At 68.5% G+C, this 24380-nt stretch carries 22 protein-coding genes; 13 read left to right on the top strand and 9 right to left on the bottom strand.

Annotation, left to right across the window (positions count from 1 at the left end; genetic code table 11):
* Positions 1-138: 138 nt before the first annotated feature.
* From VAR608DRAFT_RS28580 to VAR608DRAFT_RS28545, 8 genes are all read left to right on the top strand, one after another.
* A complete protein-coding gene (locus VAR608DRAFT_RS28580; protein ID WP_088957146.1) occupies positions 139-1755 on the top strand; it encodes an MFS transporter in 1617 nt (538 codons plus the stop codon).
* Positions 1752-3170 carry a serine hydrolase domain-containing protein gene (locus tag VAR608DRAFT_RS28575; RefSeq protein WP_088957145.1) on the top strand — a complete coding sequence of 473 codons (1419 nt, stop codon included), beginning with the start codon at positions 1752-1754 and terminating at the stop codon, positions 3168-3170. Before VAR608DRAFT_RS28580 ends, VAR608DRAFT_RS28575 begins: the two co-directional genes overlap by 4 nt.
* A 125-nt stretch (positions 3171-3295) precedes the next feature.
* Positions 3296-5824 carry a hypothetical protein gene (locus VAR608DRAFT_RS28570; protein WP_088957144.1) on the top strand — a complete coding sequence of 843 codons (2529 nt, stop codon included), beginning with the start codon at positions 3296-3298 and terminating at the stop codon, positions 5822-5824.
* Between the two features lie 20 nt (positions 5825-5844).
* On the top strand, positions 5845-7716 hold the full coding sequence (locus VAR608DRAFT_RS28565) for a GMC family oxidoreductase (protein ID WP_088957143.1): 1872 nt from the start codon (positions 5845-5847) through the stop codon (positions 7714-7716).
* Between the two features lie 61 nt (positions 7717-7777).
* Positions 7778-8209, top strand: a complete 432-nt coding sequence (locus VAR608DRAFT_RS28560; RefSeq protein WP_088957142.1) for a hypothetical protein — start codon at positions 7778-7780, stop codon at positions 8207-8209.
* A gap of 7 nt (positions 8210-8216) precedes the next feature.
* Positions 8217-9512 carry a hypothetical protein gene (locus VAR608DRAFT_RS28555; protein ID WP_088957141.1) on the top strand — a complete coding sequence of 432 codons (1296 nt, stop codon included), beginning with the start codon at positions 8217-8219 and terminating at the stop codon, positions 9510-9512.
* Positions 9513-9567: 55 nt separating this feature from the next.
* Positions 9568-11058, top strand: a complete 1491-nt coding sequence (locus VAR608DRAFT_RS28550) for a Dyp-type peroxidase (RefSeq protein ID WP_088959025.1) — start codon at positions 9568-9570, stop codon at positions 11056-11058.
* Positions 11055-12281, top strand: coding sequence for a hypothetical protein (locus VAR608DRAFT_RS28545; RefSeq protein WP_197700426.1), 1227 nt, complete (start codon positions 11055-11057; stop codon positions 12279-12281). The genes VAR608DRAFT_RS28550 and VAR608DRAFT_RS28545 overlap by 4 nt, the downstream gene beginning before the upstream one ends.
* Positions 12282-12289: 8 nt before the next feature.
* Here the strand turns inward: VAR608DRAFT_RS28545 and VAR608DRAFT_RS28540 are convergent, their stop codons facing one another.
* The 4 genes from VAR608DRAFT_RS28540 to VAR608DRAFT_RS28525 form a co-directional block, all read right to left on the bottom strand.
* Positions 12290-12613 carry a hypothetical protein gene (locus VAR608DRAFT_RS28540; RefSeq protein ID WP_157731146.1) on the bottom strand — a complete coding sequence of 108 codons (324 nt, stop codon included), beginning with the start codon at positions 12611-12613 and terminating at the stop codon, positions 12290-12292.
* Between the two features lie 126 nt (positions 12614-12739).
* The gene (locus VAR608DRAFT_RS28535; RefSeq protein ID WP_088959023.1) at positions 12740-14086 is read right to left on the bottom strand and encodes an MATE family efflux transporter; all 1347 of its coding nucleotides are present in this window, start codon (positions 14084-14086) and stop codon (positions 12740-12742) included.
* 95 nt (positions 14087-14181) lie between these two features.
* Complete coding sequence (locus VAR608DRAFT_RS28530) at positions 14182-14754, bottom strand: DUF2239 family protein (RefSeq protein WP_088957139.1); 573 nt, start codon at positions 14752-14754, stop codon at positions 14182-14184.
* A 60-nt stretch (positions 14755-14814) separates the two neighbouring features.
* Positions 14815-15312 (bottom strand): hypothetical protein, encoded by a 498-nt coding sequence (locus VAR608DRAFT_RS28525; RefSeq protein ID WP_088957138.1) that lies wholly within the window; start codon positions 15310-15312, stop codon positions 14815-14817.
* A gap of 160 nt (positions 15313-15472) precedes the next feature.
* Between VAR608DRAFT_RS28525 and VAR608DRAFT_RS28520 the strand changes: the two genes are divergently transcribed.
* From VAR608DRAFT_RS28520 to VAR608DRAFT_RS28510, 3 genes are read left to right on the top strand one after another with little or no spacing between them, the layout of a single operon-like run.
* Positions 15473-17848: a Tex family protein gene (locus VAR608DRAFT_RS28520; protein WP_088957137.1), complete on the top strand. Its 2376-nt coding sequence runs from the start codon at positions 15473-15475 to the stop codon at positions 17846-17848.
* A gap of 23 nt (positions 17849-17871) precedes the next feature.
* Positions 17872-18942 carry a phospholipase gene (locus VAR608DRAFT_RS28515; RefSeq protein ID WP_088957136.1) on the top strand — a complete coding sequence of 357 codons (1071 nt, stop codon included), beginning with the start codon at positions 17872-17874 and terminating at the stop codon, positions 18940-18942.
* Between the two features lie 48 nt (positions 18943-18990).
* Positions 18991-19212 carry a hypothetical protein gene (locus VAR608DRAFT_RS28510; RefSeq protein WP_088957135.1) on the top strand — a complete coding sequence of 74 codons (222 nt, stop codon included), beginning with the start codon at positions 18991-18993 and terminating at the stop codon, positions 19210-19212.
* Position 19213: 1 nt separating this feature from the next.
* Here VAR608DRAFT_RS28510 and VAR608DRAFT_RS28505 read toward each other — a convergent pair whose 3' ends face one another.
* Genes VAR608DRAFT_RS28505 through VAR608DRAFT_RS28485 form a run of 5 tightly spaced genes read right to left on the bottom strand, consistent with a single transcriptional unit; the run spans position 19214 to position 22416 of the window.
* Entirely contained in the window at positions 19214-19609 is a 396-nt protein-coding gene (locus VAR608DRAFT_RS28505) for an MAPEG family protein (protein WP_088957134.1), read from the bottom strand.
* 4 nt (positions 19610-19613) lie between these two features.
* Complete coding sequence (locus tag VAR608DRAFT_RS28500) at positions 19614-19949, bottom strand: nitrile hydratase accessory protein (protein WP_088959022.1); 336 nt, start codon at positions 19947-19949, stop codon at positions 19614-19616.
* A gap of 29 nt (positions 19950-19978) precedes the next feature.
* Positions 19979-20641, bottom strand: coding sequence for a nitrile hydratase subunit beta (gene nthB, locus VAR608DRAFT_RS28495; protein WP_088957133.1), 663 nt, complete (start codon positions 20639-20641; stop codon positions 19979-19981).
* Complete coding sequence (nthA, locus tag VAR608DRAFT_RS28490) at positions 20638-21273, bottom strand: nitrile hydratase subunit alpha (RefSeq protein WP_088957132.1); 636 nt, start codon at positions 21271-21273, stop codon at positions 20638-20640. The genes nthB and nthA overlap by 4 nt, the downstream gene beginning before the upstream one ends.
* Positions 21274-21279: 6 nt before the next feature.
* Positions 21280-22416, bottom strand: coding sequence for an iron-containing alcohol dehydrogenase (locus VAR608DRAFT_RS28485; protein ID WP_088957131.1), 1137 nt, complete (start codon positions 22414-22416; stop codon positions 21280-21282).
* A 130-nt stretch (positions 22417-22546) separates the two neighbouring features.
* On the opposite strand from VAR608DRAFT_RS28485, the gene VAR608DRAFT_RS28480 reads away from it, so the two are divergent.
* On the top strand, positions 22547-23494 hold the full coding sequence (locus VAR608DRAFT_RS28480; protein WP_231972994.1) for an alpha/beta hydrolase: 948 nt from the start codon (positions 22547-22549) through the stop codon (positions 23492-23494).
* Positions 23491-24360 (top strand): YbgC/FadM family acyl-CoA thioesterase, encoded by an 870-nt coding sequence (locus VAR608DRAFT_RS28475; protein ID WP_088957129.1) that lies wholly within the window; start codon positions 23491-23493, stop codon positions 24358-24360. The genes VAR608DRAFT_RS28480 and VAR608DRAFT_RS28475 overlap by 4 nt, the downstream gene beginning before the upstream one ends.
* Positions 24361-24380: the final 20 nt, after the last annotated feature.

Raw genomic sequence — 24380 nt, 5'->3', positions numbered from 1 at the left:
TTCGCTCGCCTTGCACGGCCCGCGCCGCTTGCCTTCATACTGGCGGGCCTTCGACTGCATCGTGGAGGGCTTCCATGAGCCCACGCCCGGCCGTTCCGAAGGGGGCTCACACCGCAGTGCGGAGCACGGAGGTTATCAATGACCCAGATCGGCAAGCCACCGGGCGACGAGGCGCTGATCCGCCACGGCTGCGAGAGCGCCGACTGTGCGCCGTCCGCGCGGCCCTGGGTGCTCGCCGCGGCGATCATCGGCTCCAGCATGGCCTTCATCGACGGCACGGTGGTGAACGTCGCGCTGCCCGCGATCCAGTCGGACCTGCATGCGACCGCCTTCCAGGCGCAGTGGGTGGTGGAGGCGTATGCGCTCTTTCTTGCGGCGCTGCTGCTGGTCGGCGGGGTGCTGGGCGACCGCTTCGGGCGCCGGAGGATCTTCGCGACCGGCGTGACGCTGTTCGCGATCGCGTCGGTCGCATGCGCACTGTCGCGCGACGTGCAGCAGCTCATCCTCGCGCGGGCGGTGCAGGGAGTCGGCGGCGCGATGCTCGTGCCGGGCAGCCTCGCGCTGATCAGCGCATCGTTTCCCGAGAAGGAGCGCGGTCGCGCCATCGGTACCTGGTCGGGCTTCAGCGGCATCACTGCGGCGATCGGGCCGGTGCTCGGCGGTTTCCTCGTCGATCGCTATTCGTGGCTCTGGGCCTTCCTGGTCAACGTGCCGATGGCCACCCTGGTGTTGCTGATCGCGTGGCGGCATGTGCCCGAAAGCCGCGGCGGCGAGTCGGCCTCCGGACTCGATGTCTGGGGCGCCGCGCTCGCGACGCTGGCGCTGGGCGGCGTCGTGTATGCCTTCATCGAGGCGCCGACGCAGGGCTGGCGCTCGCGCACCGTGCTCGCCGCGCTGGTCGCGGGCGTCGCCGCCGGCATCGCCTTCGTCGGTGTCGAGCTGCGCGTGCGTTCGCCGATGCTGCCGCTCTCGTTGATGCGCATCGGCAACTTCGGCGGGGCGAACCTGCTGACGCTGCTGCTCTACGCGGCGCTGGGCGGCGGGCTCTATTTCTTTCCGCTCAATCTGATCCAGGTGCAGGGCTATTCGGCCACGGCGGCCGGCGCGGCCTTGCTGCCGTTCATCCTCATCATGTTCGCGCTGTCGGGGTGGGCGGGGCAGCTTGTCGATCGATTCGGGCCGCGTTGGCCCTTGGTCATCGGGCCGAGCATCGCGGCCGTCGGCTTCGCGCTGTTCGCGGTGCCGGGCGTGGGGGTCAACTACTGGACGGCGTTCCTTCCCGCCGTGGTGGTGCTGGGCTTCGGCATGACCGTGACCGTCGCACCGCTCACGACGACGGTGATGAATGCCGTCGGGCCGGATCTGGCGGGCGTCGCATCGGGCGTGAACAACGCGGTCTCGCGTGCGGCGTCGGTGCTCGCGATCGCGGTGTTCGGGGTGGTGATGGCGTGGGCGTTCGGTGGGCAGTTGGGGGAGGGACTGCAGGGCGTCGGGGCATCCGCGCAAGCCACGGCCTTTCTCGAATCGCAGCGAAGCCAGCTGGCGGGCGCGGCGCTTCCGCCGGGTGTCGACGAGGCGACCGGCAAGGCGTTGCGGCATGCGGTGAATGCGGCCTTCGTGTCGGGGTTTCGGTGGGTGATGGGGATCTGCGCGGCGCTGGCGCTCCTGAGTGCAATGAGCGCGTGGTTCCTGATCGCGCGCCAGCCGGCTACACTCCCGGCCCCTTTTTCTGATCGGAGACCCGAGAGCCCATGAAGAAGAACGAGAGCAAGAATCCCTCGTGGATGACAGCCGCTTTGGACTACGTGCCCAAGTGGCTCGAGTTCCAGGTCGAGCGCTACCGCCAACCCGGCTGCGCAATCGCCATCGTCCACAACGACAGGTTGATCGCCGAGTTCGGCATCGGCGTCGCCGACATGCGCACCGGCAAGCCGATGACGCCGAGGCACCGCTTCCGCATCGCGTCGCACTCCAAGACCTTCACCGCCAGCGGCGTGATGCTGCTGCGCGAAGAGGGCAAGCTCGGGCTCGACGATCCGATCGGCCGCTACGTCGGCGGCCTGCACAAGGATCTCGCCAAGGCGCGCATCGGCGAGCTGCTGTCGCATGGCGCGGGCGTGGTGCGTGATGGTGCCGACGCGGGGCAGTTCCTCGATCGCCGGCCTTATCTCTCGCGCGCCGAACTGCTCGAAGAGCTCGCGAAGAAGCAGCCGCTCGACCCCGGTGTCCAGTTGAAGTATTCGAACCACGGCTACGGCCTGCTCGGCATCCTGATCGAGGAGCTCAGCGGCACGGCGTACGCGGACTGGATCACGCGTCACGTGATCGAAGCCGCGGGCCTGAAGGAGACCGTCCCCGACATGCCGCGGTTGCCGAAGTCCGCGCCGATGGCCTCGGGCCACACCACCGAGTTTCCCTACGGGCAGCGGCTCGTCGTGCCGGGCGACAACGCCTGCAATGCAATCGCGCCCGCGGGCGGCTTCGTCTCCACCGCTTCGGACGTGGCGCGCTTCTTCGCCCAGCTTGCGCCCGAGAGCAGGCAGAGCATCCTCTCGCCGGCCAGCCGGCGCGAGATGATGCACCGCCGCTGGCGCGACGAGTGCAACACCATGGAGTTCCACTACGGCTTGGGCACGATGATGAACGAGCGGGGACCGAAGGAGTGGTTCGGCCACACCGGCAGCCTGCAGGGCTTCATTTCGCGCACGGCGCGCTTTCCGGCCACGGGCTTCACCATCACCGTTCTGACCAACGCGATCGATGGTCTCGCGTATGCATGGGTCGACGGCGTGGCGAGCATCCTTTCCGCGTTCAGCCGCCACGGCGCACCGGTGAAGAAACTGCAGGACTGGGACAGCCGCTGGTGGTCGATGTGGGGCACGACCGATCTGGTCGCGATGGGCAAGGTGGTCTGCCAGATCGCACCGGCCATGCTGACGCCGTTCGATGGCGCCACGACCGAGTTCACGATCACCGGCAAGGACGACGGGGTGGTCCGCAAGACATCTGCGTTCAACAGTCCCGGGCAGACGGTTCGTCGCGTCCGCAATGGCAAGGGCAAGGGCAAGCCGATCGAACTCTGGGTCGGCGGCAGCAAGCTGCTGCCGAAGGAGGCGCTGGTGGCGGAGGTGACGGGGCGCTATCGCAAGACCGGAAAGACGCGGCCCTGAAGGTCCGCCGCCGCATACTCCCTTCGCGTTAGCGCGCATGGCCGATAGGCAAGCCGCGCACCCCCCTCCACACTGCGCCATCTCAGCCGCCCGCTCGCGCGGGCGCTGACGCAGGAGGGAAAGCAATGACCCAGAGTGGCTGGCGCGCGGCAAGTCTCCTGCCGCTTCTCGTTTGCGCCGTGTTGGCGGCATGTTCCAAGGGGCCGCAGCCCGGCGAGGTTCTCGACGAAGCCCGGCTGGCGGGGCGCGATGCCAAGTCGTTTCCACAGGCCGACGAGGATTACTTCCACGACATGGACAACGGCGTCGCGCTCTCGCCCGAAGAGATCCGCGGCCGCAACATGTGGCTGGTCTGGAGCGGCGGCAACGACCGCTTCTGGAACCTGATGACCGAGTACACCTTCGGCGCCTTCGACCTGCTGAAGATCATCAGCTCGCATCCCAGCCAGGGCTATTCGCGCGCCAACCGCTGGAAGTACTTCGGCCTCGTCAACGAACCCTGCTTCGGGAACGCGACCGGCCCCGACAAGAACCGGCGCGGCCTGTGGCTCGATGCGCGCAGCAAGGACTGCGCACCCGATCCCTTCGAGAACGAGAGCAAGTATCCGGGCGTCAGGATCGGCTCGCGCGGCCAGCCGCTGGGCGACGGCACCACGCAGCCCGTCGGCTCGTACTACGGCTACGCCACGGGCATCGCGGGCCTCAGGCTCTTTCCGAACCCGGCCTTCGACGAGAAGGCGGCCAAGGAATGGGACGCCGAGCGCTACTACACCGACCCGAGCTACTACAACCGCAAGGACCTGGTGCGGCCGTACCGCGTCGGCATGTCGTGCGGCTTCTGCCATCTCGGCCCGAGCCCGGTCAAGCCGCCGGCCGATCCGGACAACCCGAAGTTCGAGAACCTCAGTTCGTCGGTGGGCGCGCAGTACATGTGGGTGGATCGGCTCTTCATCCACAACTCGAACAAGCCCGAAGGCCGCACCAACTACATGTACCAGCTCGCGCACACCTACCGCCCGGGCACGATGGACACCTCGCTGGTCTCGACCGACATGATCAACAACCCGCGCACCATGAACGCGGTCTACGAGTTCGGCGCGCGCATGGGTCTGGCGAAGCGGCTCGGCACCGAGAAGCTCGCGGGCGGCGAGCTGGACAACCGGCAGTTCAACGACTTCCTCGGCGAAGGGCCGTTGACCGAGTTCTTCTCGAAGGGCGACGGCATGGTGCGCACGCCGCGCGTGCTGAAGGACGGCGCGGACTCGGTGGGCCTGCTGGGTGCGCTCAATCGGGTGTACCTGAACATCGGGCTCTTCAGCGAGGAATGGCTGCTGCACTTCAATCCCGTGGTCGGCGGCAAGACGATCTCGCCGATCCTCATCGCGTCGGCGCAGAAGAATTCGAGCTACTGGCAGGCGACCGAGCAGGGCACCTTCGACACCGCGCGCTTCTTCCTCAAGGCCGCCAAGCCCGACCGCCTCAAGGACGCGCCCGGCGGCGACAGGTACCTGGCCGATGCCGCCACGCTGGAGCGCGGCAAGCTCGCCTTCGCCGACACCTGCGCGCGCTGCCATTCGAGCAAGGCGCCCCCGGTGCCCGAATCGCTCGGGCTGACGCCGGCGCGCTGCGCCGGTGGGGGCTACGTCGAGTGCTTCAAGCGCTACTGGGGCTGGACGCAGACCGACGACTACAAGGCGCAGATGCGCAAGATCGTGCAGGCGCCGGACTTCCTGGAGGGCAACTACCTCTCCACCGACCAGCGCATCCCGGTGACCCTGCTGCGCACCAATGCCTGCAGCCCGCTCGCGACCAATGCGCTGCGCGGCAACATCTGGGACAACTTCTCTTCCGAGACCTACAAGAGCCTGCCGTCGGTGGGCACGATCACCATCGTCGATCCCTTCACCGGCGAGCAAAAGCCCTACCTGATGCCGGCGGGCGGGCGCGGCTTCACGCGCGTGCCTTCGCTGATCAGCGTGTGGTCGACCGCGCCGTTCCTCCTGAACAACACGGTCGGCGACGCGGATCCGGACAACAACCCGTCCGTCGAAGCGCGCATGAAGGTCTTCGACGCTTCGATCGAGCAAATGCTGTGGCCCGAGAAGCGCAAGACCGACGCCGAGCTCGGCGCGAAGGCCGGCGGCATCATCGACCGCACGACCGAGCGCAGCACCGTCACCATCCCCGCCGGTTTCGTGCCCGAAGCGGCGCAACCCCTGCAGGGCATGCTGCATCGCTGGCTACCGTGGCTGGTCAAGGACGAGGGCGACATCGTGCTCGGACCCATTCCCAAGGGCGTGCCGGTGAACCTGCTGGCCAACCTCAGGCTGCGCGCCGAAGCCGACGCCATCAACGAGAACCTCAGCCACGTGAAGGAGGTCGGCGAACTGCTCGTCAAGCTCAAGCGCACGCTCGCCAACGTGCCGGCGGGCGCGACCGACGAGGAGCTGCGCCAGCACTTCGCGGCGGTGCGCGGCCCGTTGCTCGAGCTGAGCAAGTGCCCCGACTTCGTGGTGAACCGCGGCCACTATTTCGGCACCGCACAGTTCAACCAGCAGGAGACCTTGAGCGCCGACGAGAAGTCCTTCGGCCGCGAACCGGTCCTCGGCGACGACGACAAGCGCGCATTGATCGCTTTCCTCAAGACCTTCTGACCGCCACCCGACCGCGCCTCATGCACGGAGCCGATCCGACCGACTGGGACTACGTCATCGTCGGATCGGGGGCGGGCGGGGGCACGCTGGCGGCACGCCTGGCAGAGGCGGGGATGCGCGTCTTCCTCATCGAAGCCGGGGGCGATCCGCGCACGGGCGACCGCCGCCTGCCGGACGACTACGACGTGCCGGCCTTCCATGCCTTCGCCTGCGAGAACCCGGCGATGAGCTGGAACTTCCATGTGCGCCACTACGCCGACGAAGCGCAGCAGGCCAGGGACTGGAAGTACGCGCCGGGGCAGGGCGTGTTCTACCCGCGCGCGGCGGGCCTGGGCGGATGCACCGCGCACAACGCGATGATCTTCATGCTGCCGCACGCCTCGGACTGGGACAACATCGCGCAGCTCACCGGCGATCTGTCCTGGCGCGCCACCCACATGCGCCGCTATGCGCAGCGGGTGGAGGACTGCCGCCACCGGCCGGTGTGGCGCGCGCTGCGGCATCTCGGGCTCGACCCGACCGGTCATGGATGGCAGGGCTGGCTCTGCACCGAGAAAGCCATTCCGCTGACGGTGCTCGGCGACGACGGACTGGTGCGCGTGCTGCGCGATACCGCGCGGACTTTCACGAGCAGCCTGCCCACGCCCTTGCTCAGCACGCTGCGCTGGCTGCGCGGCGGCATGGGCGATCCGAACGCGCGGCGTGCAGCGGGGAGGAGCTTCGAAGGCATCTGCTACACGCCGCTCGCCACCTCGGACCACCGGCGCGTGGGCGTGCGCGAACGGCTGCTCGACGTCGCGCACCGGCATCCCGACCGCCTGCACATCGAGCTCGATGCGCTCGCCACCCGGCTTCTGTTCGATTCCGATGGCGGCGTCTACGGCGTCGCGTACCGCAAGGGCGAGAGGCTCTACCGCGCCCATGCGGACCCGAGCGCGTCGGACGGCGAGCAGCGCGAGGTCCGGGCGCAGCGCGAGGTCATCCTGTGCGGCGGCGCGTTCAACACGCCGCAGTTGCTGATGCTCTCGGGCATCGGACCGGCGGACCATCTCGCCGAGCACGGCATCCGGGTGCGTGTCGATCTGCCGGGCGTCGGGCGCAACCTGCAGGACCGCTACGAAGTCGCGATCACGCATCGCATGCGCGCACGGTGGGAAGTGCTCGAAGGCGCGCGCTTCGACCGCGACGACACGCTGTGGCGGCACTGGAACGACGGCGAATCGGGCATGTATGCATCGAACGGCGCGGCGCTCGGCGTGGTGCAGCGCTCCCGGGCCGCGCAGCAGCGCGGAGGGCCGCCGGATCTTTTCTGCATGGCGCTGCTCGCGCGCTTCGAGGGCTACTTCAGCGGCTTCTCGAAGTGGATCAGCGAGGACCACGACCGCCTCACCTGGGCCGTGCTCAAGGCGCACACGCACAACCGCGCGGGCACCGTGCTCCTGCGCTCGGCCGATTCGCGCGACATGCCGCAGGTCGACTTCCACTACTTCGAGGAAGGCAGCGACGCGGCCGGCGAAGACCTGCAGGCGGTGATCGAAGCCATCCGCTTCGTGCGCCGCATGACCGCGCCGTTGATCAGGAGCGGATGGATCGCCGAGGAGATCGCGCCCGGCCCCGATGCACAGAGCGACGAAGCGCTGGCCGCCTATGTGCGCGACACCGCATGGGGCCATCACGCCTCGTGCTCATGCCCCATCGGCGCGCAAGAAGAGGGCGGCGTGCTGGACAGCACCTTCAGGGTGCACGGCGTGAAGCGCCTGCGCGTGGTCGATGCCTCGGTGTTCCCGCGCATCCCGGGCTTCTTCGTGGTCGCGGCGGTCTACATGATCGCCGAGAAGGCGGCCGACGTGCTCTTGCAGGAGGCGGGCCGCACACGTCTTTCGGCAAATTGACGGCCCCCATCGATCGACGGACACTTTGCCGACAAAGGGGCTTCCCCCGAGGAGAAGGCGTATGGCATATGACGTGCAGCAACTGCTCGACATGTCGCAGCAGCAGCTCGACGACCTGTTCCGGGAAAGCCCTGCGGGCGACATCCCCAACGGCGAAGCCGACGGCACCGCGATCATCGCGCCCGGCACGCACTATTCGGAATCGATCGCGAAGATCATCAACTTCTTCGGCTGGCAGGGGAAAGTGTTCGATGCCGAGAAGGGCGTGCTGAAGAACAGGATCACGCCCTTCGGCGTCGAGGCCATCGTGGCCAAGGTCGGCAAGGGCGAGAGCTGGCTCGATGGCAAGGAGTGCATCGTTCTGGACTACTCCGCCACCTCGCTGGTCGCGCACTGGATCCGCGACGAGATCCGGCTCATCTCGCCCGACTTCTACCTGGGCAAGGTGTATTGGGGCAAGGAACGGCTGATCGACTTCTGCCTCAAGTTCTGATGGTGCGGTGACGCCTCAATCCCACTTCATGGTGCTGGCAGCCGTCGTGCCGGACCGGGAGTCCGACCTGCGCGAGTTGCTGGACACGATGAACCTGATGCCGGGCACCGCCGACCCCGCGAATGCGCTCGTGCCCTTCGGCGAGTTCGAGCGCCTGCACTTCGCGCGCTTCGCGGTGCTGGTGGACGCCACCGGTTCCGACTTCGAGGTCTTCGATCTGCAAAGGCCAGAGGTGCCGGTCTATCTCGCGTTCCTCGGCGAGTGCGACGGAGCGGCCGAGGCGCAGCTGGCGGAATTCGCCCGCCGGGCGGGCGATGGGCTGCGCCGCATCTTCTCGCACTGCGCGGGCCTCGATGCGGACAGCGATCTGCTCGCGTGGCTCAGGGCGCGCCAGGTGCCCACGTCCGCGGGCTACGTCAACTGGATCGGCCGCACCGCGAGGCAGGTGCGCGAGAACAGCGCGCTGCAACGGGCACTGTCGTCGCAGGTGCCGCGCGACGGCAGCGCGGGCGATGATCCGCAGGCCACGCGGCGTGCGCTGATGGCCTACGTGCAGCAGGAGCAGCTCGAAGGCCGTCTGCCGCTCACATCGGCAGAGCGCACGCCCTTCGGCTGGCAGGTCTGCAACCTGGTCCACGCGGTGGGCATCCCGTTGATCGGGCTGGTCCTGCTGCCGCTCGTCGTCGTGCTCGCGCCATTCGCCATCGTGCTCTTGCGCCGCCACGAGAAGAGCGACCCGGAATTCTGCCCACGGCCCGAGCGCGCCGCGGTGCAAGCGATGCAGAAGCTCGAAGACCACGACCTCACCAACAGCTTCACCGCGCTCGGCTGCGTCAAGCCCGGATGGTTCCGCCGCCGGCTGACGCAGCTCGTCCTGCTGCTCATCGACTACGCGGCCCGCCATGTCTTCGGACGCGGCCATCTCGCGCGCGTGCAGACGATCCACTTCGCGCGCTGGGTCTTCCTCGACGACAGGTCACGCGTGCTGTTCGCGAGCAACTACGACGGCAGCCACGAGGCCTACATGGACGACTTCATCAACAAGGCCGCGTGGGGGCTGAACCTGATCTTCAGCAACGGCTTCGGCTGGCCGCGCACCGACTGGCTCGTGAAGGGCGGTGCGCGCCACGAGCTGCGCTTCAAGTACTACCAGCGCCGCCACCAGCTGCCGACGCAGGTCTGGTACAAGGCCTACCCCGGCCTCACCCTCACGGACCTGAACCGCAACCAGCGCATCCGCCAAGGCTTCGAGATGGCATCGATGAGCGATGAACAGGCGCTTGCATGGCTCGGGCTGCTATGAGCCGCCCGGCCGCCCGAAGGCGAATCCCGAAGCGCTTCTGCGCGAGGGTTGTCCCATGACCTTGCGATCCGTCGACTACGAGGACATCCAGGGCATCGTGCGCTTCGGCTACAAGCGCATGACGCAGGCGGTCTTCCTTTTGCTGCGCGTGACCGACGCCGGGGCCGCGCGTGCATGGCTCGCGAGAGCGCCGGTCACCAGTGCCGTGTCGCAGGAGCCGGCGCCCACGACCGCGCTGCAGATCGCCTTCACGAGCAGCGGGCTGCGCGCACTCGGCGTGGCCGACGACATCGTGGAAGGCTTCTCGGCCGAGTTCATCGTCGGCATGGGCAGCGACGCGAGCCGCGCACGCCGGCTCGGCGATCTCGGGCCGAACGATCCCGCGCGCTGGCAATGGGGCGGGACGCCGGAGAGGGTCCCGCATGTGATGGTGATGCTCTATGCCGAGCCCGGCGGCCTCGAAGCCTGGGGCATCGAAGCGATGGCCGGCGCGGAAGAGGGCCTCGAGCAGCTCGCCTGCCTCGGCACCTCAGACATGGACGGCGTCGAGCCCTTCGGCTTCGTGGACGGCATCTCCGAACCCACGCTCGACTGGCAGCGCGAACGCGCGGCGCGTGACGAGGAGCGCGAGGACTACACCAATCTCTCGTGCCTCGGCGAATTCCTGCTCGGGTATCCGAACGAGTATGGCGGCTACACCGACCGGCCGCTGCTGGATGCCGCGCGCGATCCCGACGCAATGCTCGCGCCCGCGGAAGACGCGCCGGGCAAGGCCGATTTCGGTCGCAACGGCAGCTACCTCGTGCTGCGCCAACTCGAACAGGACGTCTCGGGCTTCTGGCGCTTCATCGATGCGCAGGTGCAGGGCGATCCGGCGGACCGCAAGCGGCTGGCCGAAGCAATGGTCGGCCGCACGATGGACGGCGAGCCGCTGGTGGGCCGCACCAGCGAGGCCATCGACGGCGAGGACGATCCGCGCAACCGCTTCACCTACCGTGGCGACGACCGCGGCCTGCGCTGCCCGATCGGCGCGCACATCCGCCGCAGCAATCCGCGCAATGCCGATCTGCCGGCGGGGCCGCCGGGCTTTATTTCGTGGGCCAGGCGCACGCTGGGTTTCGATGCCAAGGCGCTCGCGGACGACCTCGTCGCCTCGACGCGCTTGCACCGGCTGCTCAGGCGCGGGCGCGAATACGGCCCCGGCGTGTCGCTGTCCGATGCGCTCGCGGGACACACGCCCGAGGAGGGCACCGGCCTGCATTTCATCTGCCTCAACGCGAACATTGCGCGGCAGTTCGAGTTCGTGCAATCGGCATGGCTCGCCGGCATCCGCTTCGACGCATCGCGCGACGAAAGCGACCCGCTCATCGGCAACCACCTCCCGCGCGCCGACGGCACCGCGACCGACGGCTTCTCGATCCCGGTGGCCGGCGGCCCCGACCAGCGCGTCTGCGGGCTGCCGCAATTCGTGACGGTGCAGGGCGGCGCGTACTTCTTCCTGCCCGGGCTTCGTGCGCTGCGCTACATCGCAAAGGGAGAGCCATGAACTCGAACGCCAGCCGCCCGACGCCGCGCGCCAACACCGGCTCGCTGTGGCGCAACGTGGTCAGCGATGCGGGCCTGGCCTTCATCCGCCTGGAGCGCCGCTTCGATCCCCTTTTTCGGCCGGCCTTCGATGCCTTGCTGCGCGATCCGCTCGCGCGCCTGGCCACCGCGCTCATCAACAGCCGGCGCGTGAACGAAGGGCTCGGCATCGCGGAGGAAAGACTGCTGCCCGATGAGGAGAGCTTCACCGATTCGATCGTCAAGAGCTTCACGCGGCAGATGACCGACCTGTGGAAGCCCGGCGGCTTCGAGCGCGGCGGCAACACCAAGACGCAAGGCATCGTGCGCGGCGAGTTCATCGTGCACGACGACATTCCCGAGCACATGAAGCGCGGCATCTACGCCAGGCCGCAGACCTTCCGCGCCTGGGTGCGCTTCTCGGGGCCGGGGCCCTACATCACGCCGGACATCGACGACGTGGGCTTCATGAGCATCGGCATCAAGCTCATGGGCGTGCCCGGCGAGAAGCTGATGGACGAGGAGCAGCACACGCTGGACATGTTCGCCGTTTCCACGCCGACCTTCGTCACGCCGGATGTGCGCTGCAATGCCGCGCTGCAGATCGAGAGCGTGAAGAACGCGCAGATCTTCTACTTCGTGAACCTGCGCGAATCGCACATCCTCGACCTCGTGATGCAATCGCTGTTCATCAAGACGCAGAGCAGCCCCTTCGAGGCGCCGTACTTCAGCTGCGTGCCCTACCTGATGGGCGAAGGGCAGGCCATGCAGTACTCGGTGTGGCCCAAGACGACCAGGCGCACGCCCATCCCGCGCCTGCCGCTGCGGCCGCCCGACGACTACCTGCGCAATGCGATGGTCGCTTCGCTCGAGGCGGGCGATGTGGAGCTCGACGTCCGCATCCAGATGCAGACCGACTCGCACCTGATGCCGATCGAGAACGCCGGCGTCTTGTGGCCGGAAAAGCTCTCGCCGCGCGTCAGCGTCGCCACGCTGCGCCTGCCGCGGCAGAAGTTCGATTCGCCGGCGCAGATGGAGTTTGCGAAGCGCCTCTCGTACAACCCGTGGCACACCATCTCGGACCATCGGCCGCTCGGCAACCAGAGCCGGGCGAGAAGGCGCATGTACTGGGCGCTGTCCACCCTGCGGCACAACATGAACGCGGTGCCGCATTTCGAGCCGACCGGGGACGAGGTGTTCGAGTAGTTCCGGAATCAGGCCCGATGGCCGAGGTCGAAAGACCTGCGATTGGCCCACAGATTGACCATCGCATCGAGTTCCGTCGTGTAGATGCCCACCTGCGGCGGTCCGATGGAGCCGTCGTCGCGGCGCTTGCTGCGCATCGACGCGTGCCAGAGACCGTCCGACAGGTGCCGGTATTGGCCGAGGAATTCGCAGCCCAGCGGCGTGGTGACCGAGAAGGCACAGCGGCGCAGAAGGATGCCGTCGCTGCGCGAGCCTTCCACGCCCTTGGTCGAGACGAGGATGTGCACCCCGTCGTCCTGCAGGATGTTTTCTCTTGGGAGCTCGGGGAGCAATCCCGGCGATCGTCTCGAATCTGGCGTGTCCATGGCTCTGCCTATCGGCGGCCAATGGCGCAAGTTGTAGGCGGGTCGTCGCGAAAAAAGTGTAAGCGCCGTATTTTTCGGAACTGGCCCGCCGCGTCAGATCAAGCGCCGGATGGTCTTCTTGCGCCAGACGAAGCGGTAATAGCAGGCCTGCATCGTCAGCATCGCCGTGAAGGCCACCGGGTACGCGATCCAGATGCCGTTGAGGCCGATGCGGTGGCTCATCCACCAGGCCACCGGCACCTCGATCAGGGCGATGCAGAAGATCGAGATGCTGGTCGGCACCAGCACCGAGCCGCTGGCGCGCATGATCCCCGACAGCGCCGAGCCCATGCCGAAGATCACGGTGCTCCACAGCATGATGTGCAGCAGCGTCTGCGCGACCTCGATCACCGGGTCGCTGGTGATGAAGAAGCCCATCAGCGCACGCGAGAAGAGATAGCCCAGCACCACCAGCGCGCCGGTGAGCACGAGGTTCATCAAGAGCGCGGTGCGCGTGATCGCGCCGAGGCGGTCGGTGCGGCCCGCGCCGATGGCCTGCGCGCCGAGGATCGAGGCGGTGATCGCGATCGAGATCGCAGGGAACTGCACGTATGCGACCACCTGGTTCACCGCCCCGTACGCGGCGGTCGCGTCGGAGCCGTAGGTGTTCACGAACGAGAGCAGCGCGAGCTCGGCCAGCGACACCACGATCATCTGCACGCCGGTCGGCACGCCGACCTTGAGCACCGCCTTGAGCAGCGCCGGGCGCACCCGCAGATGCCGCACGAAATCGGCATCGGGCGCGAGCGGGCTCTTCTTGCGCCGCAGGTGGAAGGCCAGCCAGGTCGTCGCGACCACGAAGGAGACGACCGTCGCGCACGCGCCGCTCGCTACGCCCATCTGCGGCAGGCCGAACCAGCCGCGGATCAGCGAGGGCGTGATGACCAGGCCGATCAAGGTCGAGATCATCAGCGTGTAGAGCGGCGTGACCGTGTCGCCGACACCGCGCAGCATCGCGGTGGAGAGCAGGAACACGAACAGGCCCGGCATCGCGATCAGGATGATCCGCGCGTAGCGCGTCGCATCGGCCAGGATGTCGGGCGGCGTGCCGAGCATGCGCAGCATCGGCTCGGTGAACGCGCCGCCGAACAGCGCCACGCACAGGCCGAACAGCACGCCCACCGTCAGCGTGGTGCCGGCGACGGCGCGCGCCTTGTCCGGCTCGCGCGCGCCCCAGGCCTGGCCGATCAGCACCGAAGCGCCGGCGCCGAGCCCGATCGTGAAGGCGATGAAGAAGAACATCACCGGAAAGAAGCCCGACACCGCCGCCAGCGCGCCGACGCCGATCATCTGCCCGAGAAAGACGTTGTTGAGCGTGCCCGACAGCGACTGCAGGATGTTGCTGAGCAGCATCGGCGCCAGGAAGATCAGGAAGGTCTTCCACAGCGGCCGCGCGGCCATTGCCGCCGCGCGCGGATGGGCGTGCAACGCGGCCGGCGGGGGCACCGGATCGGCTGCCGATGCCGGCGGGGCGGTGCGGGTCTGCATCGGCGCGCTCATGCCGCGGCACTCCAGGCCGCGGCGGCGAGCTTGTGCAGATGCGCCTGGACGTCTTCGGGCCAGGTCGCGATGTGGGCATCGAAACGCGCACGATCGCCGGCAAAGAGCGCGCGGGCCGCCTCCTCGAAGCAGGGCAGATCGCCGGCGATGGCGCTCATGAAGCGATAGGTGGCTTCGCGCGCGGCGCGCTGCGCATCGCGATCCGCGTGCACGTGGCGTGCCTCGTCGATCAGGCGCCGCAGGGCGACCGAGGCGCCACCGGGCTGGCGGCCGAGCCATTCCCAGTGGCGCGGCAGCAGCGTCACTTCGCGCGCGACCACGCCGAGCCTGGGCCGGCCGACGCCGCGCGCGGCGGGATCCTGTGCCGTGGCGGCCGGGGCCGGCGAGGCGCCTTCGCGAAGGTCGATGTCGAGCCGTTCGCCGGTGCTGTCGTCGAATACGAAGGGCTGCGCCTGGCCGGAATGCGCGCATTGCTTGCGCACCTGGGCGATGACCTTGGCACGCGGGCCGGACGCGATGCGCCGGAAGCCGGCGAAGGCCGTGAGTCGGGATTCGGAGGAAGAAGACATGGGCGCGAATAATACCCGGGCAAAAACAAAGGCGTCAATCTACCCGGGTAAAAATTTCGATCAGCGCGCGCGCCGGAAACTGCGCCACGAGCGCCGCACGCTGTTCCCGATCGCGCGGCTGATGCGCCACGGCAGGCTTTGCCGGACCGCGAGCATGAGCTTGTCCTTCCAGGCCTTCCAGCGCGGATACCAGCGCGCGAAAGCGGGAATGTCCATCAAAGCGGGCTCGACGAGCTGGAACAGCCGCGCGAGGATCGCGGTGCCGGCCAGCTTGGCCGCGAGCAGCAGCAGCAGGGCGCTCTTCGCGTGGCCTTGCGCGAGCAGCAGCAGACCGAGGAGCTTGATCGGAAACAGCATCACCACCGGCGCAAAGAAGGCCAGCACCGCGCCCCAGGGCGAGAGGTTGCGCAGGGCCTGCTCGATGCGGGCCCAGAGCGGCAGGCGGGCGAGTTGCGCCATGAGCCGGGCAAGCGGCTCCCAGCCCCATTCCTCGAACAGCAGCACCGGAACGATCAGGATCGCGGCGAGCACGCGAAGGAGTTTCTTGAGGAGGCCCATTGCCGGCGATTGTCGGGCGTCCGCCGCCATGACTCGCTACACGAAGTAATGCGAAGTCATCACCCCGGAGGACCTGCCTGCCTATGGCAAACTTCCCCGCTTTCGCTTCATCTCGTCAGTCGCCCGATCCGGGCGCCGGACTCAGGGACGTCCTTCCAGCATGCAGAAAATCATTCGCCAGCTCGCCGCCGAGATCAAGGTCGGCGAGCACCAGGTGAAGGCCGCCGTCGAGCTGCTCGACGGGGGCGCCACCGTGCCCTTCATCGCCCGCTACCGCAAGGAGGCGACCAACGGCCTCGACGACACCCAGCTGCGCGAGCTCGAAGCGCGCCTTTCGTACCTGCGCGAACTCGAGGACCGCCGCGCCGCGGTGATCAAGAGCATCGATGAGCAGGGCAAGCTCACGCCCGAGTTGCGCGCCGCGATCGAGGCCGCGCCGACCAAGCAGGAGGTCGAGGACCTGTACCTGCCGTTCAAGCAGAAGCGCCGCACCAAGGGGCAGATCGCGCGCGAGTTCGGCATCGAGCCGCTGGCCGACAAGCTGCTGGCCGACCCGACGCTCGACCCGGCGGTCGAGGCCAAGGCCTTCCTGCAGCCGGCCACCACGCTCGACGACGGCAAGCCGGGCCCCGATTTCTCGACCGTGCCGGCCGTGCTCGACGGCGTGCGCGACATCCTCTCCGAGCGCTGGGCCGAGGACGCCGCGCTGGTGCAGAACCTGCGCCAATGGCTGTGGAGCGAAGGCCTCTTCAAGTCGAGCCTGATGGCGGGCAAGGACGAGAACAACGCCGAAGTCGCCAAGTTCCGCGACTACTTCGACTACGACGAGCCGATCGGCCGCGTGCCTTCGCATCGCGCGCTGGCGGTGTTCCGCGGCCGCGCGCAGGAAATCCTCGATGCCAAGCTGGCGCTGCCGGTCGAGCCCGAACCGGGCAAGCCGTCGATCGCCGAAGGCAAGATCGCGCTGCACCTCGGATGGAGCCACTCGGGCCGCGCGGCGGACGACCTGATCCGCAAGTGCGTCGCGTGGACCTGGCGCGTGAAGCTCGCGCTCTCGACCGAGCGCGACCTGTTCACCCGTCTGCGCGAGGACGCCGAGAAGGTCGCGATCAAGGTCTTCGCCGACAACCTGCGCGATCTGCTGCTGGCCGCGCCGGCCGGCCAGCGCGTGGTGATGGGCCTCGATCCCGGCATCCGCACCGGCGTGAAGGTCGCGGTGGTCGATGCCACCGGCAAGCTGGTGGAGACCGCGACCGTGTTCCCGCACGAGCCGCGCAAGGACTGGGAAGGCTCCCTGCACACGCTCGGCAAGCTGTGCGCCAGGCACAGCGTGAACCTGATCGCGATCGGCAACGGCACCGCGAGCCGGGAGACCGACAAGCTGGCCGCCGACCTCATCAAGCTGCTGGCGAAGATGAGCGCGCAGGCTGGCGCAGGACCGCAGCAGATCGAGAAAGTGGTGGTGAGCGAGGCCGGCGCCTCGGTCTACTCCGCGAGCGAATTCGCGGCGCAGGAAATGCCCGACGTGGACGTGAGCCTGCGCGGCGCGGCGAGCATCGCGCGCCGCCTGCAGGACCCGCTGGCCGAACTCGTGAAGATCGACCCCAAGTCGATCGGCGTCGGCCAGTACCAGCACGACGTGAACCAGAGCGAACTCGCGCGCACCTTGAGCGCGGTGGTCGAGGACTGCGTGAACTCGGTCGGCGTCGACCTCAACACCGCGAGCGTGCCGCTGCTGTCGCGCGTCTCGGGTCTTTCGTCGAGCGTGGCCAAGGCGGTGGTGCGCTGGCGCGAAGCCAACGGCGCCTTCGCGAGCCGGCAGCAGTTGCTGGACGTGACCGGCTTCGGCGCCAAGACCTTCGAGCAGAGCGCGGGCTTCCTGCGCATCCGCGGCGGCGCCAATCCGCTGGACATGACCGGCGTGCACCCCGAGACCTACCCGGTCGTCGAGCAGATGATCGAGAAGACCGGCAAGCCGGTCGCCGAGCTGATGGGCCGCGCGGACATGCTCAAGACGCTCAAGCCCGAGCTGTTCGCGAACGAGAAGTTCGGCGTCATCACGGTCAAGGACATCCTCGGCGAGCTGGAAAAGCCCGGACGCGATCCGCGCCCCGACTTCAAGGTCGCGCGCTTCAACGAAGGCGTGGAAGACATCACCGACCTCGTGGAGGGCATGGTGCTCGAAGGCACAGTGAGCAACGTGGCGCAGTTCGGCGCCTTCGTCGACCTCGGCGTGCACCAGGACGGCCTCGTGCACGTGAGCCAGCTCTCGCACAAGTTCGTGGGCGATGCGCGCGAGGTCGTGAAGACCGGCGACATCGTCAAGGTCAAGGTGATGGAAGTCGACGTGGCGCGCAAGCGCATCGGCCTCACGATGAAGCTCGACGCCGCACCTTCGCGTCGCGACGGTCCGCGCGAGAACCGCTTCGAGGGGGCAGGGCGCGGCTACCAGCAGGGCTCGCGCCGCGACAACTCGCCGCAGCCGGCCGGCCAGATGGCCAATGCCTTCGCCAAGCTGCAAGGGCTGCGCAAGTAGATGAGCGCGGCGGCAGGCAGGGCATGAAGGCGCTTCGCATCTATGCCGGGCCGGCCGCCCGCGAACACATCGCTTCGAACGGCCTCGCGCCGCAGGACGTGCGCACCATTCCCGGTGCGGCCGGCGGACCGAAGGGCTTGATCCTCGGGCCGATCGACCGCTTCCTGTTCGGCGACTGGCTGCCGCAGTCGACGCAGCCGGTCGACCTGGTCGGCGCATCGATCGGCGCCTGGCGGCTCGCCAACGCCTGCCTGCACGATGCAAAGCACGCCTTCGAGCAGTTCGAGCAGGGCTACATCCACCAGCACTTCGAAGTGCCGCCGGGCCAGAAGCGGCTGACGGCGCGGCAGGTCAGCGCACAGTTCGGCGAAGGGCTGCGCGACTTCTATGGCGGGCGCATCGACGAGGTCCTGCGCCATTCGCGCTTCCGCCTGCATGTGATCACCGCGCGCGGCCGGCACATCCTGGGCCGCGAGGGGCGGGCGCGCACGCCGGTCGGCTATCTCGGCGCGTTCATCGCCAACAGCGTGCATCGCCGGAGCCTCGGCGCATGGCTGGAGCGCGTGGTGTTCTCCACGCCGGGCGCGCTGCTGCCTTTCGGCACGCGCGATTTCCGCACCCGGCAGGTCGAGCTGATCCCGGGCAACTTCGAGCTCGCGCTGCAGGCCTCGTGCTCGATCCCGTTCATGCTCGAAGCGGTGCACGACATTCCGGGCGCGCCGCGTGGCGCGTACTGGGATGGCGGCATCACCGACTACCACCTGCATCTCGACTACGTGAACGCGGACGGCATCGTGCTGTATCCGCATTTCCAGAAGGCGGTGGTGCCGGGCTGGCTCGACAAGGGCCTGAAGTGGCGGCACAAGGCCACCGGTTTCCTCGATCGCACGGTGGTGCTCGCGCCCAGTCCCGAATGGGTGCAGAGCCTCCCCAACGGCAAGCTGCCCGACCGCAACGACTTCGTGCGCTACGGCAACGATGTGCAGGCGCGCGCCAGGGCCTGGAGCACCGCCGCGAAGGAATCCGAGCGGCTCGCGGATGAGTTCGCCGAGTTCCTGCGACGCGGCAGCGCGGGCGACGTCCTGCCCCTGTGACTTGCAGCCGCGGGCCGGCTAAAGTCGAAGGCCATCGGAGGAAATTTCATGAACCTGACGCGCGTCATCGGCCTCGTCCTGATCGTCGCGGGCATCGTGGCCCTCGGCATGGGTGGCTTCAGCTACATGAAGGAAACCCATCAGGCCAAGATCGGCCCCATCGAGCTGGCGATCAAGGAGCGGCAGGAAGTGAACTTCCCGATCTGGGCGGGTGTCGCCGCCATCGTCGTCGGCGGGGCACTGCTCGTGTTCGGGGGCAGGAAGGGCTGATTCAGCCGCCTGCCTGCCGGCCGTAGGCCGCGAGCAGTCGCAGCGCCGACGCGACCATCGGCGTGAAGGTCAGGGCCATGCCGGCCACGCGGAAGGCATAGCGCTCCCTGACCTGGCTCACGCCCACCGCATGCAGCACGCGCCCGAGCAGGATGCAGATGCCCAGCGCATGCAGGAACCACGGTTGCACAGCCGTCGACGCAACGAAGTACATCAGCAGCAGATTGAGCGGCACGTATTCCGCGAAGTTCGAATGCACGCGCATCGCGCGCAGCATGCGCTCGTTGCCCGCGTCGCCGATCACGATGCGCAGGCGTCGCCGCAGGGTCAGCGTGCGGAAGCTCAGGCCGAAGAACAGCAGCGCGAGCAGGGCGGCATAGAGCCAGACGATGTGCATGGCGTCAGCCGAAATCGTGTGCGCGCAGCTCGATCGGCTGGCCGTGCGGCGTGCGGTCGGCCGCGCGGTCCCAGGCGTCGCGGTAGCGCGCGAGCTCGCCTGCCGTGCTCGCGCCCTTGGCCGCGACCAGCGCTTCGAGTGCGGCCAGCCAGTGCCGGTAGTAGGTGTCGCCGCGATCCGCGTCGCCGGCGGCTTGCGCGGCGGTGATCTGGCGTGCGAGTGCATCGGCCCATTCGGGCCAGGTGAACAACCCTTGCTGATGCAGCGTCACGGCCAGCGCGAAGGCGTGCGCCTCCCACGGCTCGCGAAAGACTGGCTCCGCGCCATCGTTCGTCGGCATGCCGGGCAGCAGCAGGGGGGTGGTGGTGCTCACTCGACGGCCTCCAGGTAGCTTTCCCACGCATCGACCGACACGCTGAGGCCGGGCTCCGACCCCGGTCCCCAGAGATCCTCGCCCGCGAAGACGACCGTGTAGAGCCACTGCGGCTGCTCGCCCAAGCCCTGCGCATGCGCATCGGCGAAGACATGCATGCCGTGCCGGTGCGCGATGGTGCCGATCTTGCCCGCCACATAGGCGGGCAGGCGAGTGTGGTGATCGACGTGACCGGCGCGGGTGCGCACCCGCTGACCCTCGGCGAAGCGCGCCGGCTCGGTGGCGGGGCGCTCGACGCTCGTGCCCTTGGCGAGCACTGCGGGAACATCGGCCGCGTGCAGCACGCGTTTCACCGGTTGCGGCGGATGCAGCATGTGGCCGGCCGCGATTTCGTCGGCCATGACCTGCGATCGTTCGGCCATGAGCTTCTCGAGCGCGGCGAGCCAGATCTGGTAGTAGCTCATCCGCGCGTAGTCCGGCAGCGTCTCGCGCGCGCTGCGGCTGGCGTCGATGTTCCACGAGCCGGTGCCGCCCATGGCGAGCGTCAGGGCGAGCACGCGCGCTTCCCAGTTCGCGTGGAAGCGCTCGTCCTCGGGCTCCGGCACGATGCGGCCGGGCATGTTCCTGCCGCCGAGGTCGGCGTGGCTGGTGTAGGTCATTCCGCGCCTCCCGGTGTGCGGGCGAGGCCGGTGCCGATCATCGAATCGCGCGTGACGAGTCCGGCGAGCGCGTCTTCGCTCCAGCCGTCGGTCCCGGCCGGGCGTTGCGGGATCACGAGATAGCGCACTTCGGCGGTCGAGTCCCAGACGCGGATGCGGGTCGATGCGGGCAACTCGACGCCGAACTCGGCCAGCACGCCGCGCGGGTCCTTCACCGCGCGCGAGCGGTAGGGCGCGCTCTTGTACCAGGTGGGCGGCAGGCCGAGCACCGGCCATGGATAGCAGCTGCACAGCGTGCAGACCACCATGTGGTGCTGCTCGCCGGTGTTGGCCAGCGCCACCATGTGCTCGCCCTGGCGGCCGGTGTAGCCGAGCGAGGCGATCGCGGCTGTCGCGTCCTTCAGCAGCCAGTCATGGAACGCCGGATCGGCCCAGGCCTTCGCGACGACGCGGGCGCCGTTGCGCGGGCCGATCTTGGTCTGGTAGGTGTCGATGAGCACGTCGAGCGCAGCCGGGTCGATATAGCCCTTTTCCGTCAGCACGGTTTCGAGCGCGCGGACCCGCAGGTCCATCTCGCCGAGCTCGCTGTGCTCCTCGTGGCCGTGATCGTGAGGGTGGTGGTCGTGTGCCATGGCGTGCTACATCGAGGCTTCGAGCATCTGCCGGTAATCCTCGCGCGTGGCGAGCCGGGGATTGGTCTTGTGGCAGTGGTCGACCATCGCGCCGTCGATGATCTTCTCGAACATGTCCGCCGTGACGCCCACTTCAGCCAGGCCCTTCGGCAGGCCGAGGCGCGCGTTCATGTCGTGGATCGCGCCGCCGAGATCGCCGGGCGAGTCGAGGTGCATCGCCTGCGCCATGCGCTGCAGCCGCTGCTCCTTGCGCACCGACTCGGCCCCGGAGTTGAACTGGATCACCGCCGGCAGGAAGAGGGCGTTGAGCGTGCCATGGTGCAGCCGCGGATCGATGCCGCCGAGGCTATGGCTCAGCGAATGCACGCAGCCCAGGCCCTTCTGGAAGGCCATCGCGCCCTGCATCGAGGCGCTCATGAGATTGAGGCGCGCCTCGCGGTCGCTGCCGTCCCGGGTGGCGCGTTCGATGTGGCCCCAGGCGCGCTCCAGGCCGTCGAGCGCGATGCCGTCGGCCGGCGGATTGAAGGCGGCCGACATGAAGGTCTCCATGCAGTGCGCGATCGCGTCCATGCCGGTGGCGGCGGTGAGCTTCGGCGGCAGGCCGAGCGTGAGCTCGGGGTCGCAGATCGCGGCCTTGGGCATCAGGAACCAGCTGTGGAAGCCGAGCTTGCGGTGGTCGTCCACGATGACGATCGCGCCGCGTGCGACCTCGCTGCCGGTGCCGCTGGTGGTGGGGATGGCGATCAGCGGCGCCACGCGGTCGGTGATCTTCGGCGAGCCGCCCTCGATGGTGGCGTAGGTCTTGAGCGGGCCTTCGTGCGTCGCCGCGATCGCCACGCCCTTGGCGCAGTCGATGGCGGAGCCGCCACCCACGGCGACCAGGCCGTCGCAGCGCTGGTCGCGGTAGATCGCGGCGGCGGCGCGCACGGCGGCCTCGGTCGGGTTGGAGGGCGTCTGGTCGAACACCGCGGCAGGCAGGCCGCCGAGCGCATCGAGCGCCTTCTGCAGGATGCCCACGGCGCGCACCCCGGCATCGGTCACGACCAGCGGCCGTGTGATGCCGACGCGCTCGCATTCGCTCTGCAGCAGCTGGATGGCGCCGAAATCGAACTGGATCTGTGTGAGGTATTGGATGAGAGCCATGGGGTCGGTCCGGACGGTACGATGCGGATCCTCGAATCTAACAAGCAGCGAGCACCTTGGACACTCCTGAAACCCCTGCGCTTGACGCAACCGGGACAAACGGCCCGGACGTCGGGAGCGCATCGACCCGATGAGCGCACTCACCCCCAAGATGGCCAACGTGATCGAGCGCATGGCGCGCGCCAAGCGCCCGCCGCTCCACGCGCTGACGCCGGCAGAGGCCCGCGCCGCCTACGAGAAGGGCGCCGACGTGCTCGAAGTGCCCAAGCCGCAGCTCGCGCGCGTCGAGGATTTCCTGCTTCCCGCGCGCGACGGCCATGCGCTGCCGGCGCGGCTCTATGCGCCCTCGAACGGGCTCTTGCCCGCGATGATGTTCTTCCATGGCGGCGGCTTCACCGTCGGCAGCATCGCGACGCACGACATCCTGTGCCGCGTGCTGAGCGAGAAGAGCGGCTGCGCGGTGCTTTCGCTGGATTACCGGCTCGCCCCGGAGCACAAGTTCCCGACCGCGTCGAACGATGCCTGGGATGCGCTCTCGCACCTGGCGGCGAACGCGGCGCGATTCGGGCTCGACGGCACGCGCATCGCGGTCGGCGGCGACAGCGCGGGCGGCACGCTGGCCGCGGTGTGCGCCATCCTCGCGCGCGACGCGGGCTTGCCCCTCGCCCTGCAGATGCTCATCTATCCGGGCACCACTTCGCACCAGGACACCGATTCGCACCTGCGCTTTTCCACCGGGCCGCTGCTCGGCGAGGCGCTCATCAGCTACTTCTTCGCCCAGTACGTCAATTCGAAATCCGATCGCGACGACTGGCGCTTCGCGCCGCTGAATGCCGACGACGTGGAAGGCGTCGCGCCGGCCTGGATCGGCCTGGCCGAATGCGACCCGGTGGTGGACGAGGGCGTCGCCTATGCCGACAAGCTGCGCGCCTCGGGCGTGCCGGTCGATCTCGAGATCTACCGCGGCGTGATCCACGAATTCGTCAAGATGGGCCGCGCCATCCCCGAAGCGCTGCAGGCGCACGCCGACGCCGCGCGCGCACTCCGGGAAGCCCTGCAACCCGCCACAGAACCATGACCGCGACACTCAAGAAATCCGACTTCCGCATCTTCCACCGCCTGCGTGTGCGCTGGGCCGAGGTGGACATGCAGAAGATCGTCTTCAACGCCCACTACCTGATGTACTTCGACACCGCGATCGCCGACTACTGGCGCGCGATGGCGCTGCCGTACGAAGAGGCGATGCTGGCGTTCGGCGGCGATCTCTACGTGCGCAAGGCGACGGTCGAATTCAATGCCTCGGCGCGGGCGGACGATCTGCTCGACGTCGGCATGAAGTGCGTGCGCGTGGGCAATTCGTCGATCCTGTTCCTGGGCGGCCTGTTCCGCGGCGACGAACTCCTCGTCAGCTGCGAGCTGGTCTATGTCTTCGCCGACCCCGCCACGCAGACTTCCAAGCCGGTGCCGCCGCTCTTGCGCGAGATCCTCGCGGGCTACGAGGCCGGCGAGCCGATGCGCGAGGTCGTGACCGGCGGCTGGGATGCGCTCGGCGAGGGCGCGGGCAAGGTGCGGCGCGAGGTCTTCATCGACGAACAGCGCATTCCCAAGGAGCTCGAATGGGACGAGCTCGACGCGATCGCGCTGCATGCGGTCGCGCGCAACCGGCTCGGGCAGGCGATCGCGACCGGCCGGCTGGTGCAGGAGTCGCCCGGGCTGGGCCGCATCGGGCGGATGGCGGTGCATCGCACGCTGCGCGGCGGCGGCCATGGCGAGGCGGTGCTGCGCGCGCTCGAAGCGGCGGCGGCTGCGCGCGGCGACCGGGAAATCATGCTGCACGCCCAGCGCAGCGCCGAGGCCTTCTACCTGCGCCTCGGCTATGCGCCGCACGGCGAGCCGTTCGAGGAAGCCGGCATCGTCCACATCGAGATGAGCCGCAAGCTCTGAGCCCGGCGCTCCTGCCGCCC

Source organism: Variovorax sp. HW608 (assembly GCF_900090195.1).
Lineage (GTDB): Bacteria > Pseudomonadota > Gammaproteobacteria > Burkholderiales > Burkholderiaceae_C > Variovorax.
This window is presented reverse-complemented; position numbering and strand designations above follow the sequence as displayed.

What these genes read in the sequence shown, in the direction of transcription:
- VAR608DRAFT_RS28580 (WP_088957146.1), top strand. Translation starts at nt 139, where the DNA reads ATGACCCAGATCGGCAAGCCACCGGGCGACGAGGCGCTGATCCGCCAC.
- VAR608DRAFT_RS28575 (WP_088957145.1), top strand. Translation starts at nt 1,752, where the DNA reads ATGAAGAAGAACGAGAGCAAGAATCCCTCGTGGATGACAGCCGCTTTG.
- VAR608DRAFT_RS28570 (WP_088957144.1), top strand. Translation starts at nt 3,296, where the DNA reads ATGACCCAGAGTGGCTGGCGCGCGGCAAGTCTCCTGCCGCTTCTCGTT.
- VAR608DRAFT_RS28565 (WP_088957143.1), top strand. Translation starts at nt 5,845, where the DNA reads ATGCACGGAGCCGATCCGACCGACTGGGACTACGTCATCGTCGGATCG.
- VAR608DRAFT_RS28560 (WP_088957142.1), top strand. Translation starts at nt 7,778, where the DNA reads ATGGCATATGACGTGCAGCAACTGCTCGACATGTCGCAGCAGCAGCTC.
- VAR608DRAFT_RS28550 (WP_088959025.1), top strand. Translation starts at nt 9,568, where the DNA reads ATGACCTTGCGATCCGTCGACTACGAGGACATCCAGGGCATCGTGCGC.
- VAR608DRAFT_RS28545 (WP_197700426.1), top strand. Translation starts at nt 11,055, where the DNA reads ATGAACTCGAACGCCAGCCGCCCGACGCCGCGCGCCAACACCGGCTCG.
- VAR608DRAFT_RS28535 (WP_088959023.1), bottom strand. Translation starts at nt 14,086, where the DNA reads ATGGCCGCGCGGCCGCTGTGGAAGACCTTCCTGATCTTCCTGGCGCCG.
- VAR608DRAFT_RS28530 (WP_088957139.1), bottom strand. Translation starts at nt 14,754, where the DNA reads ATGTCTTCTTCCTCCGAATCCCGACTCACGGCCTTCGCCGGCTTCCGG.
- VAR608DRAFT_RS28525 (WP_088957138.1), bottom strand. Translation starts at nt 15,312, where the DNA reads ATGGGCCTCCTCAAGAAACTCCTTCGCGTGCTCGCCGCGATCCTGATC.
- VAR608DRAFT_RS28520 (WP_088957137.1), top strand. Translation starts at nt 15,473, where the DNA reads ATGCAGAAAATCATTCGCCAGCTCGCCGCCGAGATCAAGGTCGGCGAG.
- VAR608DRAFT_RS28515 (WP_088957136.1), top strand. Translation starts at nt 17,872, where the DNA reads ATGAAGGCGCTTCGCATCTATGCCGGGCCGGCCGCCCGCGAACACATC.
- VAR608DRAFT_RS28510 (WP_088957135.1), top strand. Translation starts at nt 18,991, where the DNA reads ATGAACCTGACGCGCGTCATCGGCCTCGTCCTGATCGTCGCGGGCATC.
- VAR608DRAFT_RS28505 (WP_088957134.1), bottom strand. Translation starts at nt 19,609, where the DNA reads ATGCACATCGTCTGGCTCTATGCCGCCCTGCTCGCGCTGCTGTTCTTC.
- VAR608DRAFT_RS28500 (WP_088959022.1), bottom strand. Translation starts at nt 19,949, where the DNA reads ATGCCGACGAACGATGGCGCGGAGCCAGTCTTTCGCGAGCCGTGGGAG.
- nthB (WP_088957133.1), bottom strand. Translation starts at nt 20,641, where the DNA reads ATGACCTACACCAGCCACGCCGACCTCGGCGGCAGGAACATGCCCGGC.
- nthA (WP_088957132.1), bottom strand. Translation starts at nt 21,273, where the DNA reads ATGGCACACGACCACCACCCTCACGATCACGGCCACGAGGAGCACAGC.
- VAR608DRAFT_RS28485 (WP_088957131.1), bottom strand. Translation starts at nt 22,416, where the DNA reads ATGGCTCTCATCCAATACCTCACACAGATCCAGTTCGATTTCGGCGCC.
- VAR608DRAFT_RS28480 (WP_231972994.1), top strand. Translation starts at nt 22,547, where the DNA reads ATGAGCGCACTCACCCCCAAGATGGCCAACGTGATCGAGCGCATGGCG.
- VAR608DRAFT_RS28475 (WP_088957129.1), top strand. Translation starts at nt 23,491, where the DNA reads ATGACCGCGACACTCAAGAAATCCGACTTCCGCATCTTCCACCGCCTG.